This is a genomic window from Streptomyces sp. NPDC046215 (genome assembly GCF_040646215.1).
Lineage (GTDB): Bacteria > Actinomycetota > Actinomycetes > Streptomycetales > Streptomycetaceae > Streptomyces > Streptomyces stramineus.
Genome location: NZ_JBEYZW010000002.1, coordinates 25,609 through 41,038, shown reverse-complemented (window position 1 = coordinate 41,038; position 15,430 = coordinate 25,609). Strand labels below are relative to the sequence as shown.

The window sequence follows — 15,430 nt, the reverse complement described above, 5'->3', positions numbered from 1 at the left end:
GGACGACATGTGCGGCATCGTCGCGACCTTCTCCGCCCGGGGCGGGGTCACCGAGCGGACCCTGGCCGGGGCGATGGACCGGCTGCGCCCGCGCGGCCCCGACGGGGAGGGCACCTGGTGCTCCCCGGGGGGCCACGCCGCGCTGGGCCACACCCGGCTGGCCGTGATCGCACCGCGGGCCGGGCACCAGCCCATCGCCGGACCGCACGGGCTGGTCCAGCTGGTGGCCAACGGAGAGTTCTACGGCTACCGGGAGGTCCGCCGCGAACTGCGCGCCGCGGGCTGCCGGTTCCGCACCGGGAGCGACAGCGAGATCGCCCTGCACCTCTACCTGCGCGACGGCCCGCGGGCCCTGGAGCGGCTGCGCGGGGAGTTCGCCTTCGTCCTGTGGGACGAGCGCCACCGCACCCTCTTCGCCGCCCGCGACCGCTTCGGCGTCAAACCCCTCTACTACACCCTCCTCGACGGCCGGCTGCACCTGGCCTCCGAGATCAAGGCACTGCTCGCCTGCGGGGCCCCGGCCGCCTGGGACACCGCCTCCTTCGCGGCCCACCTCCAGCTGGGCCTCCCCCCGGACCGCACCCTCTTCGCCGGGATCCGCCAGCTCCCGCCCGGCTGCCACCTCACCGCCGAGGCCGACGGCGACACCGTCCGGATCCGCGTCCGCCCCTACTGGGACCTCGACTACCCGCCCACGGCGGACCTCGCCCCGCCCGACCCCCGGCGCCTCGACGCCCACCTGGGCGCCGTACGCGAAGGGATCGACGACGCCGTGCGGCTGCGGACCGTCGCCGACGTGCCGCTCGCCTGCCACCTCAGCGGCGGACTGGACTCCACCTCCGTCGCCGCCACCGCCGCCCGGCACACCACGCTCACCGCCTTCACCGTCCGCTTCGACGACCCCGCCTTCGACGAGAGTGCCGTCGCCCGGCGCACCGCCGCCCACCTGGGCATCCGCCACCGCGAGGTCGGCTCCGAACCCGGCTGCTTCGCCGCCCACCTGCGCGAGGCCGTCCGCGCGGGGGAGATGGTGCAGGAAAACTCCCACGGCGTCGCCCGGTACCTGCACAGCGCCCGCATCAAGAAGGAGGGCTTCACCGCCGTCCTCGCCGGCGAGGGCGGCGACGAAGTGTTCGTCGGCTACCCGCAGTTCCGCAAGGACCTCTCCCTGAGCCTGTCCACCACCGCCCGCGCCCGCGCCGCCAAGGGCTACGCCGCCCTCGCCGCCCAGGGCCTGCCCCCCTACCTGCGGCGGATCCTGGGCACCCTGGGCTTCCTGCCCAGCTGGATCGTCGAACGCCACCTGGCCGTCACCCAGCCCGTCACCGCCCTGCTGCGGCCGGAGTTCGCCGCCGAACTCGCCGCCGCCGACAGCGCCGGGCCGCTGCTGGACGCCGGCGCCGCCCAGCTCGCCGGGCGGGCCCCCGTCCACCAGTCGACCTACCTCTTCGCCAAGAGCTGGCTGCCCGGCTACATCCTCGCCGCCGAGCGCCTGGACAGCGCCCAGGCGGTCGAGGTGCGGCTGCCGCTGTTCGACCACCACCTCTTCGCCACCGTCCGCACCACCCCGCTGGCCTGGTACGACAAGGACGGCAGCGGCAAGTACCCACTGCGGGCCGCCCTGCGCGACCGGCTGCCCGACGAGGTCGCCCGGGGGGCCAAGCGGCCCTTCTTCGCCCCTCCCGCGGTCGGCGACACCACCCTGCTCACCGCCCTGCGCGACCTCGCCGAAGGCCCGGCCGCCCGGAACAGCCCCTTCTTCGACCCGCACGCCGTACGCACCCTCCTCCACCGGCTCACCGCAGCGCCCCCCGCCCGCAGGACGGCCGGCGAACGGCTGCTGCAACTCGTCGCGGGCACCGCCGTCCTGGCCGACGTCTTCGGCCTGGCCGGCCCCGGCCCGCGGGAAGGCGGTCACCGTGACTGACACCGACCCCGCCGCGCTCACGGACGCTGAACTGGACCGCAGGATCCAGGCCCTGCCCGCCGACCGCCGCGCGGCGTTCGAGGAGATCCTGGGCCGCCGTGCCGGCCGCCGCGCCGCGATCCGCCGCCGCGGCGACCTCAGCCCGCCGCCGTCCTTCGGCCAGGAGCGGATGTGGCTGCTCGGCGGCCTCATGCCCGCCGCGTACAACTACGCCACCGCCCTTCGCCTGCGCGGCGACCTGGCGGTCCCCGCGCTGCGCGGCGCGATCGAGGCCATCGTGCGCCGCCACGAGGCCCTGCGCACCACCTTCCGCTCGGCCGGTGACCGCCTCACCCAGGTCGTCCACCCCGCCGCCCCCGTGCCGGTCCGCTTCGTCGACCTCACCGGCCGGACCGCCGACACCCGGCGGCTGATGCGCGAGGAGGCCCGGCGCCCCTTCGACCTCGCGGCGGGGCCCCTGCTGCGGGTCACCCTCTTCCGGCTGGCCCCGCGCGAACACCTGGCCCTGCTCGCCGTCCACCACGCCGTCACCGACGGCTGGTCCAACGGCGTCCTCGTCGAGGAACTCGCCGCGGAGTACCGCGACCGGCGCGCCGGCCGGCCCGGACGGACCCCGGAGCCCCCCGTCCAGTACGGCGACTACGCGCACTGGCAGCGGGACCGGCTCAGCGGCCCCGAACTCCGCGAGCTCACGGACTTCTGGTCCACGGCCGTCCGCGACCTGCCGCGCGTCGCCCTGCCCACCGACCGCCCCCGCACCGCCGAGCGGCAGGGCGAGGGCGCCAACCACGCCTTCGTCCTCCCGGCCGCGCTCGCCGACCGGCTCACCGAGCTCCGGCGGCGCGAGGGCGGCTCCCTGTTCATGCTGGTGCTCTCCGCGCTCCTGGTGGTCCTGCGCGGGGTGAGCGGCCAGGACCACCTCGCCGTCGGCACCCTCGTCGCCGGCCGGACCCGCCCCGAACTGGAACGCCTGATCGGCTACTTCGTCAACGTCCTGCTGCTGCGCTTCGAGGCCGCCGGCCCCACCCCCTTTTGCACCCTGTGGCGCGAGGTCCGCGAAACGCTCGTCACCGCCTACGCCCACCAGGAGATGCCCCTGGAGAAGGTCCTGGAGCTGCTGCGCTCGGAAGCCGGCGGTTCCGGGGCGGACCCCGAACCCGCCGTCAGCGTCCTGTGCGTCGCCCAGCAGCCCTCGCCCGCCGTCGACCTGCCCGGGCTCGACGCGAGCGCCGAGGACGTCGACCTGGGCACCGCGCAGTTCGACCTCGTCGTCGAGGTCCGCGAGCGGCCCGAAGGACTGGAGATCGCCTTCCAGTACGACCGGGACCTGTTCGCCGCGGACACCGTCGCCCTGCTCGGCACGCACCTGCGCACCGTCCTGACACGGGCCGCCGCCGACCCCGGCCTGCCCTGCGCCGACCTGCTCACCCGCCCTGGGCTTACGCCTGGCTCTGGGCTTACGCCTGGCTCCGCCTGCGCGTCTGGCTCTGCCTCCGCGCCTGGCTCTGGGCTCGCGCCCGGGCCTGCCCCCGCGCCTGGCTCTGCCTCCGCGCCCCGCCCTGGGCTCGCACCCGGCCCTGGGCTCACACCGGCCCCCGCCCCCGCCCCTGTCTCCGCGCTCTCGCCCGCCCCCGGCCCGGCCGGGACCCTCCACGGCCGGTTCGAGGACCGCGCCGCCCGGACCCCCGACGCCGTGGCCCTCGTCGACGGCGGCCACCGCATCACCTACCGCGCCCTCAACACCCGCGCCAACCGGCTCGCCCGCCACCTGCGGGAGCTCGGCGTGCGCGCCGAGGACCGGGTAGCGCTGTGCCTGCCGCGCGGCGCCGACGCCGTCACCGCCGCCCTCGCCGCCCTCAAGGCGGGCGCCGCCTACGTCCCCCTGGACCCCGGCCACCCGCGAGAGCGGCTGGCCGCGGTCCTCGCCGACGCCCGCCCCGCCGCGGTCCTCACCCCCGCCGCCCTGCGCGACGCCGCGCCCCGCGCCGCCCGGCAGCCCGGCCACGACCTCGGCGTCCCCGTGCACCCCGACAACACCGCCTACCTCGTCTACACCTCCGGTTCGACCGGCGAGCCCAAGGGCGTCCTCGGCCCGCACCGCGGCGCCGTCAACCGGGTGGACTGGATGGCCGCCACCCACCCCTTCGCCCCCGGCGACGTCGCCGTCGCCCGCACCGCCCCGGGCTTCGTGGACGCCGTGTGGGAACTCTTCGGCCCGCTCCTGGCCGGCGTCCCGCTCCTGCTGCTGCCCGCCGATGACGCCCGCGACCCCGCCCTGCTCACCGACGCGCTGGAGCGCGAACGGGTGAGCCGCATGGTCACCGTGCCCTCGCTGCTGACCATGCTCCTCGCCGAGGACGGCGACCTCGACGCCCGGCTCACCTGCCTGCGTACCTGGATCACCAGCGGCGAGCCCCTCCACCCCGCCACCGCCCGCCGCTTCCACACCCGGCTGCCCGGCCGCACCCTGCTCAACCTCTACGGCTCCAGCGAGACCGCCGCCGACGCCACCGCCGCCGTGATCGCCCCCGGCGCCGCACCGGAGCGCTCCCCGGTCGGCCACCCCCTCCCCGGCGTCACCGCCCTCGTCCGCGACCCGGCGCTGCGGCCCCTGGCCGCGCTCGCGCCCGGCGAGCTGTACGTGGGCGGGGTGTGCGTGGCCCGCGGCTACCACGGCCGCCCGGGGCCCACCGCCGCCGCGTTCCTGCCCGACCCCCAGGCACCCGGCGCCCGGATGTTCCGCACCGGCGACCTGGCCCGGGAGCGGGCCGACGGCCGGCTGGAACTCCTGGGCCGCGCCGACCGCCAGGTCCAGATCCGCGGGCACCGCGCCGAACCGGGCGAGGTCGAACAGGCCCTGCTCGCCCACCCCGCCGTCCGCGCCGCCGCCGTCACCGCCGCCCCGGACGCCACCGGCCTGTGGGCCTACGCCGTCCCGGGTCCCGCCGCGCCCGCACCGGCCGAGCTGGCCGGGTTCCTGCGCGGCCGGCTGCCCGCCCACCTCGTGCCCACCGCGATCACCCTCCTCGACGAGCTGCCGGTCACCGCCCACGGCAAGACCGACTACCGCGGCCTGCCCGCGCCCGCGCCTGCCGCCCCGGCCGCGGACACCCCGCCCCGCACCCCCGCCGAGACCGCCGTCGCCGAGGTCTTCGCCGAGCGCCTCGGCCTGCCCCGGACCCCCGGCGCGCACGACGACTTCTTCCTCCTCGGCGGGCACTCGCTCCTCGCCGCCCGGGTGGCGGCCGACCTGCGGCGCCGGTGCGGGACCGATGTCGGCCTGCGGGACGTCTTCGCCGCGCCCTCCGTCGCCGGCCTCGCCGCCCGGATCACCGGCCGCCGCCCGGGCGCCGGGCAGGCGGCACCGCCCGCGCCGTTCCGCCCCGACCCCGCCGCCCGCCACGAGCCGTTCCCGCTCACCGACGTGCAGCGCGCCTACTACGTCGGCCGCGAGGGCGGGTTCGCGCTCGGCGGCGTCTCCACCCACGCCTACCTGGAGCTCACCGCCCCCGACCTCGACCTGGAGCGGTTCACCCACGCCCTGCGCGGCGTGATCGGCCGCCACCCCATGCTGCGCGCGGTGATCCGGCCCGACGGACTCCAGCAGGTCCTGCCCGAGGTGCCGCCCTACCAGGTGGCCGTCCACGACCTGCGCGACCTCGGCGAGGCGGACCGGCGCCGCGCACTGCTCGCCGTCCGCGAGGAGATGTCCCACCAGGTCCTGCCCGCCGACCGCTGGCCCCTGTTCGACGTGCGGGTCTCCCTCACCGGCCCCGCGGCCGTGGTGCACATCGGCGTCGACGCCCTGGTCTGCGACGCCCACAGCTTCGGACTCGTCATGGCCGAGCTCGCCGTCCGCTACACCGACCCCGCCCGCACCTTCGCCCCCCTGGAGACGGACTTCCGCGACCACGTCCTCCACCAGCTCCGCCACCGGGACTCCGCCGCCTACCAGGAGGCACTCGCGTACTGGACCAGGCGGCTGCCCGACCTGCCCCCGGGCCCCGAACTGCCCCTGGCCACCGCGCCCGAGGCGCTCGGCACCCCCCGCTTCGCCCGCCGCTCCGGCCGCCTCGCCGCGGCCGCCTGGGCCGCGGTCAAGGAACGCGCCCGCGGCCTGGGCCTCAGCCCCTCCGGGGTCCTGCTGGCCGCGTTCGCCGAAGTGATCACCGCCTGGAGCGGCCGGCCGCGGTACTCCCTGATGCTCACGGTCTTCGACCGCCCGCCGCTGCACCCCGACATCGGCCGCATCGTCGGCGACTTCACCTCCCTGAGCCTGCTGGAGGTCGACCACGGCCGGCCCGGCGACTTCACCGCCCGCGCCCGCGACCTCCAGCGGCGGCTGTGGGAGGACCTCGACCGGGCCGCCGTCAGCGGCGTCACCGTCATGCGCGAGTGGGCCGCGCTCCGCGACGCCCCGCCCCGGCTCCTGACCCCCGTCGTCTTCACCTCCAACCTGCCGGTCGCCGACGACGACCGCGCCGCCGCCGGCCCCCGGGAGTGGGCCCTGGGACGGGCGGGCTACGGCGTCAGCCAGACCCCCCAGGTCCACCTCGACCACCAGGTGGCGGAGGACCGCGGGGAGCTCGTCTTCAACTGGGACGCCGTCGAGGACCTCTTCCCGCCGGGCGTGCTCGACGCCATGTTCGCCGCCTACCGGGCCGCACTGACCCGCCTGGCCGCCGGGCCGGACGCCTGGCGGGAACCCGGCGCGCCGCCCCTGCCCGCCGCCCAGGCCGCCGTCCGCGACCGCGTCGGCGCGCCCCGGGCGCCCCTGCCGGCCCGGCTGCTCCACGAGGCCGTCGCCGACGCCGCCCGGCGCCACCCCGGGCGCACCGCCCTCGTCGCCGGGGACACCCGCCTGACCTACCGCGAACTGACCGAGCGCGCCCGGCGCGTCGGGCACACCCTGCGCCGCCTCGGCGCCCGGCCGAACGAACTCGTCGCCGTCATCGCCCGCAAGGGCTGGCCGCAGGCCGTGGCCGCCCTCGGCGTCCTGGAATCCGGAGCCGCGTTCCTGCCCCTGGACCCGGACCAGCCCGCCGAGCGGATCGCCCGCCTCCTGCGCCGCGCCGGGACCGCCGTCGTCCTCACCGAACGCGCCCTGCTGGGGCGGACGGACCTGCCCGCCGGCCGCCCCACCCTCGCCGTGGACGACGACGCCGCCCTGGACCCCGCCACCGAGCCGCTGAAGCCCCTCCAGAGCCTCACCGACCTCGCCTACGTGATCTTCACCTCGGGCTCCACCGGAGAGCCCAAAGGCGTCATGATCGACCACCTCGGCGCGGCCAACACCCTGGAGTGCGTCAACCGGCGCCTGGGCACCGGCCCCGGCGACGCCGTCCTCGCCGTGTCCTCCCTCAGCTTCGACCTTGCCGTCTACGACCTGTTCGGCGTCCTCGCCGCCGGCGGGAAGGTCGTCCTCCCCGACCACCGGCGCCGCCGCGACCCCGGCCACTGGGCCGACCTCGTACGCCGCGAGCACATCACCGTGTGGAACTCCGTGCCCGCCCTGGGCACCGTCCTCGCCGACTACGCCGCCGGCCTGGCCCCGGACGCCCTGCGCACCCTGCGGGCCGTCCTGTTCAGCGGCGACTGGATCCCCCTGCCGCTGCCCGACCGCATCCGCGCCCTGTGCGCCCCCGGCGCCACCGTCATGAGCCTCGGCGGCGCCACCGAAGGATCCATCTGGTCGGTCTGGTACACCATCGGCCGCACCGACCCCCGGTGGCGCAGCGTCCCCTACGGCACCCCGATGGACAACCAGCAACTGACCGTCCTCGACGCGACTCTGCGCCCCCGGCCGGACTGGGTCCCCGGCGAGCTCTACATCGGCGGCACCGGCGTCGCCCAGGGCTACTGGCGCGACCCCGAACTCACCGGACAGCGGTTCGTCACCCACCCCCGCACCGGCGCCCGCCTCTACCGCACCGGCGACCACGCACGCCACCTGCCCGACGGGAACCTGGAGTTCCTCGGCCGCCAGGACGACCAGGTCAAGATCAGCGGCTACCGCGTCGAACTGGGCGAGATCGAGGCCGCCCTGGCCCTCCTGCCCGGCGTCGCGGCCGGTGCGGTCCTCGCCGTCGGCGAGGACCGCGGCGAGAAACGCCTCGTCGCCTTCGCGGTGCCCACCGGACCGGAGCCCTGCGACCCCGCGGCGCTGCGGGCCGGCCTCGCCGCCCGGCTGCCCGGCTACATGGTGCCCGCCACGCTCCTGCCCCTGGACCGGATGCCCCTGACCGCCAACGGCAAGACCGACCGGGCCGCCCTCGCCCGCCTCGTCCCCGCCCGGGACGGTATCGCGCCGGCGGCCGCCGCGGGCGGGACCGACGTGCCCGAACGGCTGCGCGCCCTGTGGTGCCGGGCCCTCGGCGTGGAGAGCGCCGGCGCCGACGACAGCTTCTTCGCCCTCGGCGGCACCTCGCTGGTGGCCATCACCCTCGTCACCCGCATCCAGGCCGAACTGGGCGTCCGCGTGCCGATAGCGCGCCTCTTCGACGCCCGCACCCTCGGCGGCCTCGCCACGGCCGTCGCCCGCCTGAGCGGGCACCCCGAGGGCGGGGACACCGCCCCCCGGGGCATCGCCCTCGACCCCGCCGCCCGCCACGAGCCGTTCCCCCTCACCGACATCCAGCAGGCGTACTGGCTGGGCCGCCACCGCTCCCTCTCCCTCGGCGGCGTCGCCACCCACACCTACCTGGAACTCGACGTCGAGGACCTCGACCCCGGCCGCCTCCAGCGCGCCCTGCGCGCCCTGATCGACCGGCACGACGCCCTCCGCCTCGTCATCCGCCCCGACGGCCGGCAGCAGGTCCTGCCGGAGGTCCCCGCCTACGAGCTGGCCCACACCGACCTGCGCGGCAGGACCGACGCGGGCGCCGTACTGGAACGCGTCCGCGACCACATGTCGCACGAGGTCCGCGACGCCTCCGCCTGGCCCCTGTTCGACATCCGCACCCACCGGCTCGACGACCTCACCACCCGGCTCCACCTGAGCCTGGACCTCCTGATCGCCGACGCCCACAGCGTCCACGTCCTCACCCGGGAACTGCTCAGCCTCTACCACGACCCCGACACCGAACTGCCCGCCCTGGGCTGCTCCTTCCGCGACTACGTGCTCGCCGTCCGCGCGCAGAGCGAGGGCGAGCAGCGCCACCGCGCCCTCGCCTACTGGCGCGGCCGGCTCGCCCACCTGCCCCCGGCACCCGGGCTGCCCCTGCTGGCCCGGCCCGAGGAGCTGACCGCGCCGACGTTCACCCGCCTGGTGACCGGCCTGGACGCCACCACCTGGGCCCGGGTCCGCCGGCAGGCCGCCGACGCCGAACTGACCCCCGCCGCACTGGTCTGCGCCGCCTTCTGCGACGTCCTGGCCGCCTGGAGCGAGCGCCCCTCCTTCACCCTCAACCTCACCACCTTCCACCGCCCGCCCCTGCACCCGGGCGTCGACGACATCGTCGGGGACTTCACCACCACGACCCTCCTGGCCGTCGACGGCGAAGGCGAGACCTTCCCCGACCGGGCCCGCCGGCTCCAGCAGCGGATCTGGCAGGACCTCGAACACCGCGTCGTCAGCGGCGTGGAGGTGCTGCGCATGCTGCGCCGCGAGCGGGGGGCCCGCGACGGCGGCGGCATGCCGATCGTGTTCACCAGCACCCTGCTGCCCGCGGGCGCCGCCCCCCGCCGAACCCCGCTGTCCTGGCGGGTGCGGCCGGTGCACGCCATCAGCCAGACCCCGCAGGTACTGCTCGACCACCAGGTGAGCGAGAACGACGGCCGCCTGGTCTGCAACTGGGACTACGTCGCGGACGCGTTCCCACCGGGACTGATCGAGGCCATGTTCGGGGCCTTCGAGACGGTACTCGCCTCACTGGCCGCCGAAGACGAGAGAACGGGAGGTGGTCCGGAGTGACGAGCGCCCGGCCCATGTCGACTCTGCTCCCCGCCGACCAGCGCGAGCTGGTGCGGGCGATGAACGCCCGCACCGCGCCGGTGCCCGAGGACACCCTCACCGCCCAGCTGGCCCGGGCCGCCCAGCGGTACGGGCCCGCGCCCGCCCTGCTCGCCCCCGGCCTGACCCTCACCCACGCCGAGCTCGCCGCCCGCGTGGAGACGGCCGCCGCCCGCCTCCACGCGGCGGGCGTCGCCCCCGGCGACCGGGTCGCCCTCGCGGTGGAGTACGGGTGGGAACAGTTCGCGGGCGCCCTGGCCGTCCTGCGGGCCGGCGGCGTGTGCCTGCCGGTGCCGCCCGGCCTGCCCCGCACCGTCCGCTGGCGGAGCGTCACCGACGGGCGGGCGAGCGCGGTCCTGACCCAGTCCTGGCTGGCCGAGCGGCTCGACTGGCCACCGCCCGCACCCGTCGTCGCCGTCGACGGGCCCGCCGCGCCCGGCCTGCCCGCCGCACCCGAACCGCGGCGCACCGCAACCGACGCGGCCTACCGCATCACGCACCCCGTCAGCCACCGGGCCCTCGCCACCGCCGCCCTGGAAGTCAACCGGCGCTTCGGGCTCGGCCCCGGCGACCGGCTGCTGGCCCTGGCGCCCCCCGACTCCCCGGCCGCCCTCTACGACCTGTCCGGCCCCCTGCTCGCCGGGGCGTCCCTCGTCCTCACCCGGGACATCGACCTGCGCGACCCCGAGGCCCTCGCCGAAGAGCTGCGGCGCCACCGCGTCACGGTCTGGAACGCGCCCCCGGCCCTGCTCGACCTGGTCCTGGACCACCTCGCCGACCGGGGCGAGAAGCTGCCCGAGACCCTGCGGCTGATCCTCCTCGGCGGGGAGCGCCTCGACCCCGCCCACGTGCGCCGGCTGCGTGAGGCCGCACCGCACGGGCCCACCGTGGCCCACCTCGCCCCGGCCGCCGGCGCCGGCCCCTGGGCCACCTGCATGGAGGTCGGTGAACCGGAGCCGGCCTGGCGGTCGGTGCCCCTGGGCGACCCGCTGCCCAACCAGCGGGTCTTCATCCTCTCCGAGGCCCTGCGGCCGTGCCCCGTCTGGGTCGCCGGGCGCGTCTACTACGGGGGCGTCGCCGCCGAGACGTGCCCGGGCGAGGAGGAAGGCCAGGAGACCGTCGCCCACCCCGAGACCGGCGAACCCCTGGTGCGCAGCGCACGGTTCGCCCGGCTGCTGCCCCAGGGCCTGATCGACGTGGTGGGGGACGAGTCCGCCCGGATCACCGTGCGGGACCGGCCGCTGAACCTCCAGGACACCGAAGCCGTCCTCGCCGCCCACGAAGCCGTGCACACGGCCGTCGTCGTCCCCGTGGGCGGGGACTCGTTCGCCCGGGTGCGGCTGCGCCCGGGGGCCCGGGCCGGCACGGAGGAACTCACCGCGTACCTGCGCCGCAAGGTCTCCCCGTACCTGATGCCCGCCGCCGTCGAGATCGTCGACGCGTTCGCGCTGACCCCCGACGGGCGCCTGGACCGGGAGGCGGTCGCCGCCGCGGCCACCACGGCCGCCCCGGCCCCGGCGGCGGAGGAAACCCCGGGCCCGCCCCCGCGGGACGAGGCCGGACTCCTCGACAGCGTCACCCGGGTGACCTGCCGGGTGCTGGGCCTCGCCGCCGTCGAACCCGACATGAACCTCCTCGACGCCGGCGCCACCTCCGTCGAACTCGTCCGCCTGGCCACCACCCTGGAGGAGGAGCTCGGCATCGACACCGACATCGAGGAACTGCTCCACTTCCCCTCGGTCGCCGTCATCGTGAGCACCCACCTCGGCGGGCTCGACGCCCGGCCCGGGCCCGCCGAGGCGGCGGCCGCCCCGGCGGCGGCCCCGGCCGCGCTCGACGGCATCGGGGCCCGGCAGAAGTTCAAGGACGCCCGCCACGGCGTCCGCCACGAGCTCGACGCCCGGGACGGCATCGCCCTGGCGGGCCCCGCCGAGCACCACCTCACCGCCCGCCGCAGCCACCACGGCTTCGCCCCGGAACCGGTGGACCTCACGGCCCTCGCGGAACTCCTGGGCGCGCTGCGCGAGGTCCGCCACGGCGGCGAACCCAAGTACGGCTACCCGTCGGCCGGTTCCGCCTACCCCGTGCAGACCTACCTGCTGGCCCACCCCGGCCGGGTCGACGGCCTGCCCGCCGGCGGCTACTACCACCACCCCGTCCACAACCGCCTCGTCCCCGTCGCCCCGGGCGCGACCCTGCCGGCGTCCGCCCACGACGCGGTCAACCGCACCGCCTACGAGGAAGCCGCCTTCTCCCTGTACCTCGTCAGCCGCACCGACGCCATCACCCCGCTCTACGGCGAACTGGCCTGGGACTTCACCGTCTTCGAAGCCGGCGCGATGACCCAGCTGCTGATGCAGACCGCCACCGGCACCGGCCTGGGCCTGTGCCCCGTCGGATCGATGGACCCCGCGCCGCTGCGGTCCGCCTTCGACCTGGGCGACCGGCACCGCTTCGTCCACGCCCTCCTCGGCGGGCGGCCCCGGCAGGCGCGCCCGTGAGGCCCGGGCCCGCCGCGGGGCGGCGACAGCCGGCCGCCGCCGAGGCGTCCTGGGCGGCCCCCGGACTGCCCCGGCGGATCACCGCCGCCGACGGCGCCGCCGACCTCGCCGCCTGGGCCCGCGCCCACCACGGCGCGGTCCGCACGGCCCTGCACCGCGACGGAGCCGTCCTCCTGCGCGGCTTCCGCACCGGCCTGGACAACTTCCCCGCGTGCGTCGAGGCCCTGGCCGGCACGCCCGAGGCGTACGGGGAACGCTCCTCGCCGCGCACCGAGCTGGCCCGGCACGTCTACACCGCCACCGACCACCCCGCGGAGCAGCCCATCGCCCTGCACAACGAGAACTCCTACCAGCTCACCTTCCCCGCCGCGCTCGTCTTCTCCTGCCTCACCCCCGCCACGACGGGCGGCGCCACCCCGCTCGCCGACACCCGGCGGGTCCTGGCCCGCCTCGACGCCTCCGTCGTCCGGGCCTTCACCGAACGCGGCGTGCTCTACCAGCGCAACTACGGGGAAGGACTCGGCGTGCCCTGGCAGGAAGCCTTCGGCACCACCGACCGCGCGCGGGCCGAGAGCTACTGTGCCGCCCGGGACATCACCACCGAATGGAAACCGGGCGGAGGGCTGCGCACCACCCAGGTCCGCCCCGCCGTCGCCGTCCACCCGGTGACGGGGGAGCGGGTGTGGTTCAACCACGCCGCGTTCTTCCACGTCTCGGGGCTCCGGGCGGAGCTGCGGGACGCGCTGCTGGCCCAGTTCGACGAGCGGGACCTGCCCACCCACAGCTACTACGGAGACGGCCGCCCCATCGAGCCCGCCGTCCTGGAGCAGCTCCACCACGCCTACGCCGCCGAGCGGGTGAGGACCCCCTGGGAGACGGGCGACGTCCTGCTGGTCGACAACCTCCTGACAGCACACGGCCGCGAGCCGTTCACGGGGGACCGCCGCGTGGTGGTGGCCATGGCGGCCCCGCTGAACTGGGCGGAGGTCCGCGCGTGACGGCACCGGCGGCGGGAGCGGGGCTGTCGGCGGGGCCGGTCGCACGTCGGCGTGACGGGTGGCGGCCGGGGCCCCGGCGGGGCCCCCGGTCGGCCGCCGACCGGCCCGGGGCGCGCGGCCGGGAACGTCTCGCCGGCCGGTCGGGTACGGGGCTGCTCGCGGGGTCGGCCGCCGGCCTGCGGCGTGCCCCGTGGGCGCCGAAGCCCCTCGGGGACCCGCGGGCCGCCCGCAACCGCCCCACCGCGCACGGCTGCCCGCCCCTCACCGACCCGGCGGAGGCCCGCCCATGACCGCTTCACTGCCCGCAGGGTTCCCGCGCCGCGGGGCATGGCCCGCCGTGCGCTTCGCCGACCCCGCCGAGGTCACCCACCTGCGCGCCCTGCGCCTGACCGGCACCCTCGACGAGGCGCGGCTCGCCGACGCCGTCCGGCAGGTCACCGCCGCCCTGCCCGCGCTGCGCGTGGAACTGGTCGACGGCGAGCCGCTCCGGCTGCGCGTCCGGACGGCCGCCGACGACCCCGCCCGCACCGACCTGCGCCACCTCACCGGCCCCGCGCGCGACCACGCCTGCGCGGAACTCCTGCGCACCGCCCGGGACCGGCCGGCCGACCGCGCCGAGGCGCACCGGGCCCGCTTCCACCTCGTCCGCCTCGCCGACGACGAGATCGTCCTCGCCCTCACCGCCCACAGCCTGGTGCTCGACGCCCGCTCCGTCTACGCCCTGCTCGGCGCCGTCTGCCAGGCGTACACCGGCCGGTTCCGCGCCGAGCAGTACCGCGACCCCACCCCCACCCCTACCACCGGCCCAGGCCCCGGCGCCGAGCCCCTCGCCCCCCTTGCCCCCCTCTCTGAGCGCGCCCGCGCCTCCCGCCGCCGCTGGTGGACCCGCCGCCTCGCCGCCCTCCCGGCCCCGGCGGACACCACCGCGGGCGCCGCCCGCAGGGGCCGGGAGTCGCAAACGCACCGGCTCCGGGTGCCCGCCGGACGGTGGGAGGCACTCACCACCTCGGCCGGCCCGCTGGGCGGCAACGGCTCCCTGGCTGTCATGGCCGTGGCCGCCTGGTGCCTGCGCACCCCCGACAGCCCCGGGCCCGGCTACTTCTCCACCGTCGTCGACCTGCGCGACCACCTCGAACTGGGCCCCCTCCTCGGCCCGTTCTCCGACCGCCTGCCCTTCGGCGTCGACCTCTCCGGCCTGTCGGCGCCCTCCTTTCACGACGTCCTGCTGCGCACCCAGGCCGGGTTCCTCGACGCGGTCGTGCACTACCTCCCCTACGACGAAGTCGTGGCCCTCGGCGTGGAACTGGGCCGCATCGCGCCCCCGCGCACGGCCGCCCACTGGGACGTCACCCTGCACTTCTGCCGCAACCCACCCGCCAGCAGCGCGACCAGGGGCGAGCGCACCCTGGCCGAACAGGGCCTGTCCATCGAGCTGTTCCGCGAGTCCGACCTGCTCGGCGCGGCCACCTCCGTGCCGGCCGACCGCTGGGACGGCGTCGCCCTCGACCTCCGCCCCGGCGAATCGGGGCCCGACACCGAGCTGGTCCTCGACATCGACCGCCACCACCCCCGCCTCGGGCACGCCGAGCACGTGCTCCAGGTGCTGGACCGCACGCTGGACGCGGCCGTCACCGCGCCCGACGCGCCCCTGCCCCCGCCCCACCCCGCCCCGACCACGAGGAGACTGCCGTGACCGAGACCGCGCCCGCCCAGCAGACCACCGAGCCGACCTACCACGTCGTCGTCAACGACGAGGAGCAGTACTCGATCTGGCCCACTGACCAGGACATGCCCGCGGGGTGGCGCGCCACCGGGACCGACGGCACGAAGGAGGAGTGCCTCAGCCACATCGACGAGGTGTGGACGGACATGCGTCCCCGCAGTCTCCGCGAAGCCATGCTCGCCGACGAGGCCGCCGGGGACGGCGCCACTCCTCCCGCCCCCGACCCGGAGCCCGAGGGCCCCGGCCTGGTCGACCGGCTCTGCGCCGGCGACCACCCGGTGGAGGTCGTCCTGCGGCCGGAGAGCACCCCGGCCGCCCTGCGCGAGGCCG

5 protein-coding genes and 1 pseudogene are annotated in these 15,430 nt (G+C 77.0%); all 6 read left to right on the top strand.

Annotated features, from left to right (window positions below; genetic code table 11):
• Window positions 1-7: 7 nt before the first annotated feature.
• Entirely contained in the window at window positions 8-1,927 is a 1,920-nt protein-coding gene (gene asnB, locus ABZ951_RS01395) for an asparagine synthase (glutamine-hydrolyzing) (RefSeq protein ID WP_344096050.1), read from the top strand.
• A complete protein-coding gene (locus ABZ951_RS01390; RefSeq protein WP_361278435.1) occupies window positions 1,920-9,839 on the top strand; it encodes an amino acid adenylation domain-containing protein in 7,920 nt (2,639 codons plus the stop codon). The genes asnB and ABZ951_RS01390 overlap by 8 nt, the downstream gene beginning before the upstream one ends.
• A gap of 14 nt (window positions 9,840-9,853) precedes the next feature.
• Window positions 9,854-12,379 carry an AMP-binding protein gene (locus tag ABZ951_RS01385; RefSeq protein ID WP_344097941.1) on the top strand — a complete coding sequence of 842 codons (2,526 nt, stop codon included), beginning with the start codon at window positions 9,854-9,856 and terminating at the stop codon, window positions 12,377-12,379.
• A complete protein-coding gene (locus tag ABZ951_RS01380; RefSeq protein WP_361278431.1) occupies window positions 12,376-13,377 on the top strand; it encodes a TauD/TfdA family dioxygenase in 1,002 nt (333 codons plus the stop codon). The genes ABZ951_RS01385 and ABZ951_RS01380 overlap by 4 nt, the downstream gene beginning before the upstream one ends.
• Window positions 13,378-13,663: 286 nt before the next feature.
• Window positions 13,664-15,070 (top strand): condensation domain-containing protein, encoded by a 1,407-nt coding sequence (locus ABZ951_RS01375; protein ID WP_361278428.1) that lies wholly within the window; start codon window positions 13,664-13,666, stop codon window positions 15,068-15,070.
• Window positions 15,067-15,297 (top strand): annotated as a pseudogene (locus ABZ951_RS01370) (MbtH family protein); the annotation flags it as partial. The gene ABZ951_RS01375 and the pseudogene ABZ951_RS01370, both read left to right, overlap by 4 nt.
• Between the last annotated feature and the right edge of the window lie 133 nt (window positions 15,298-15,430).